3 protein-coding genes are annotated in these 2,532 nt (G+C 45.4%); all 3 read left to right on the forward strand.

The genetic code is table 11. The features are described from left to right. Nucleotides 1–82 precede the first annotated feature (82 nt). Nucleotides 83–511, forward strand: coding sequence for an IS66-like element accessory protein TnpA (gene tnpA / locus LVY74_RS17525; RefSeq protein ID WP_237816136.1), 429 nt, complete (start codon nt 83–85; stop codon nt 509–511). Further along, a complete protein-coding gene (tnpB, locus tag LVY74_RS17530; RefSeq protein ID WP_223239022.1) occupies nt 508–843 on the forward strand; it encodes an IS66 family insertion sequence element accessory protein TnpB in 336 nt (111 codons plus the stop codon). The genes tnpA and tnpB overlap by 4 nt, the downstream gene beginning before the upstream one ends. Before the next feature lie 74 nt (nt 844–917). After that, nucleotides 918–2,504 carry an IS66 family transposase gene (gene tnpC, locus LVY74_RS17535; RefSeq protein ID WP_237816137.1) on the forward strand — a complete coding sequence of 529 codons (1,587 nt, stop codon included), beginning with the start codon at nt 918–920 and terminating at the stop codon, nt 2,502–2,504. The last annotated feature ends 28 nt before the right edge of the window (nt 2,505–2,532 follow it).

Raw genomic sequence — 2,532 nt, forward strand, 5'->3', positions numbered from 1 at the left:
GTAAGCCTCCAGTGAATCACCACTATTTTTAGTGGATCAATCCCCCGATAGTGTCCACTAACCAATAAGTGGACACCTATTTATGGATTTAAAGACAGTTATAGACAGTGCACCAACGCTAAAAAAGCCTCGCCGAACTTTCACAGCTGAATTCAAACATCAGCTTATTCAACAATGCCAGCAGCCAGACACATCAGTGGCTAACGTGGCAATGCAACATCAGATCAATGCTAATCTACTGCATAAATGGATTCGCCAGTCTGAATCAATGCCCCCTCCATTAAAAAGCCTGCCTAGCCCACAGACCGACTTTCTTCCTGTCATTGTTCACTCGATGCTAGTCAAACAAGAGACATCTCCATCACCTGTGCCTGAGAAGAAAGCTCCTGCTCATATCAGGATTCCACTGCATGATGAACAACGCTCCGAAAGATATCAAATGATTGAAATCGAGTGGCCTGTGGAATCAACAACTGAATTACTATTTCTGCTGCAAGGCTTGATCAAATGATTCGTATTGATGAAATCTGGCTCTCTACCCAACCCATGGATATGCGAGCAGGTACAGATACTGCACTTGCGCAAGTCCTGAAAGCCTTTGGTGGTGTTAAACCCCATTGCGCCTATCTGTTCTGTAATAAACGAGGCCATCGTATGAAAGTGCTGGTGCATGATGGATTGGGTATTTGGCTGTGTGCCCGACGCTTGGAACAAGGGAAGTTCCACTGGGCGAAGGTTCATCAGGGTGAAACAATGAGTATCAATGCGGAACAATTACAGGCACTGATTCAGGGTTTAGCTTGGCAGCGCATTGGACAACAGCACGTGGTCACAATGATCTAAACCAGATACCTCTATTTTACCATCCTCCAAACGACCTATTTCATCCCTGACCTGATCTCAGGCATACTGCGGTCATGAATACGCTGCCTGATTTAAGCCAACTGACCCATGAACAATTGCTGGAATTTACCCAGCAGTTGGCAATGCAGAATCAGCAACTTGTAGAAGATAAGCAACAACTCGAACAATCCAATCAACACCTAGATGCCAAAGTTCAGCACCTCTCTGTACTCACGCAAAAATACGAGCATGAACTTGCGCTGTTTAAACGGCATAAATTCGCTCAGAAGAATGAACACCTCACTGCCAAACAAATCAGCTTGTTAGATGAAGCAGTTGAAGAAGATATCGCAGCCTTTGATTTAGAACTGGAACGACTGAATGCGGATCAACCCAAATCGGCTGAAGCCAAAGCAATAAAACCGAAACGCCGACCGCTGCCAGATCATCTAGCCATCATTCGTATAGAGCATGAGCCTTCATCGACACAATGCAGTTGTGGCTGCACGCTTCGTCGTATTGGTGAAGACCTGAGCGAGAAACTCTATTTCAGACCAGCACAGTTCTACAAAGAACAGCATATCCGTGGCAAATGGGTCTGTGATCAGTGTGATACCTTGATTCAAGAACCGATGCCTGCTTATGTGATTGATAAAGGCATTGCCACACCTGAATTGCTCAGCCATGTGCTGGTTTCAAAATATGCGGATCATTTACCTTTATATCGTCAACGTCTGATCTATCAGCGTGTCGGGGTTGATCTTGCTTGCTCAACCTTATCGGAATGGGTTGGTCAATGTGGTGTACAGTTAGAACCACTAGCAGAAGCCTTAAAACAGATCATATTACAACAACATGTGATTCATGCAGATGAAACACCAGTGACCGTGATGCAGATTGCCGAGAAGAAACCCAAGAAAGGTTATGTCTGGGCCTATGCCACCACACAGTACAACTCGATTCAGGCGGTGATCTATGACTTTCAACCGAGTCGATCAGGTCAACATGCCGAAGATTTCCTAAAAGGCTGGCAAGGTCAACTGATCTGTGATGATTATAGTGGTTATAAGGCACGTTTTGCCTCAGGTCAGATGATTGAAGTGGGTTGTATGGCCCATGCCCGTCGTAAATTCCATGAGCTGCATGTGACGGGTAAAAGTCTCATTGCCGAACAAGCTCTGCAATTGATTCAACAGCTTTACCAAATTGAGGCAGAATTACGAGAGATACCAGACTGTAGTGCCGAACAACGCCACCAGCGAAGGCAACAGGACAGTCAACCGAACATGCGACAACTGTATGACTGGTTGAAAGCAAATCAGGATAAAGTACCAAAGAGTTCACCTACAGCAAAAGCAATCAATTACAGTCTAAAACGCTGGTCTGCCTTAAGCCGTTATCTGGATGATGGCAATTTGCCAATAGACAATAATTGGATAGAAAACCAGATGCGTCCATGGGCTTTAGGTCGCAAGAACTGGCTGTTTGCAGGATCACTGCGTAGTGGTCAACGGGCAGCGAACATCATGACTTTAATCCAGTCAGCCAAGCTGAATGGTCTTGATCCGTATGCCTATCTCAGTGATGTGTTGAAAAGGCTGCCAACACATAAAATGAAAGATATCGAAGCGCTGCTGCCGCATAACTGGAAGCCTGCTTGAGTTCAAGTGGGCTTCACTGGATGCTTAC

This window comes from Acinetobacter sp. ME22, from assembly GCF_022012315.1.
In the GTDB taxonomy this organism is placed as follows: Bacteria; Pseudomonadota; Gammaproteobacteria; order Pseudomonadales; family Moraxellaceae; genus Acinetobacter; species Acinetobacter brisouii_A.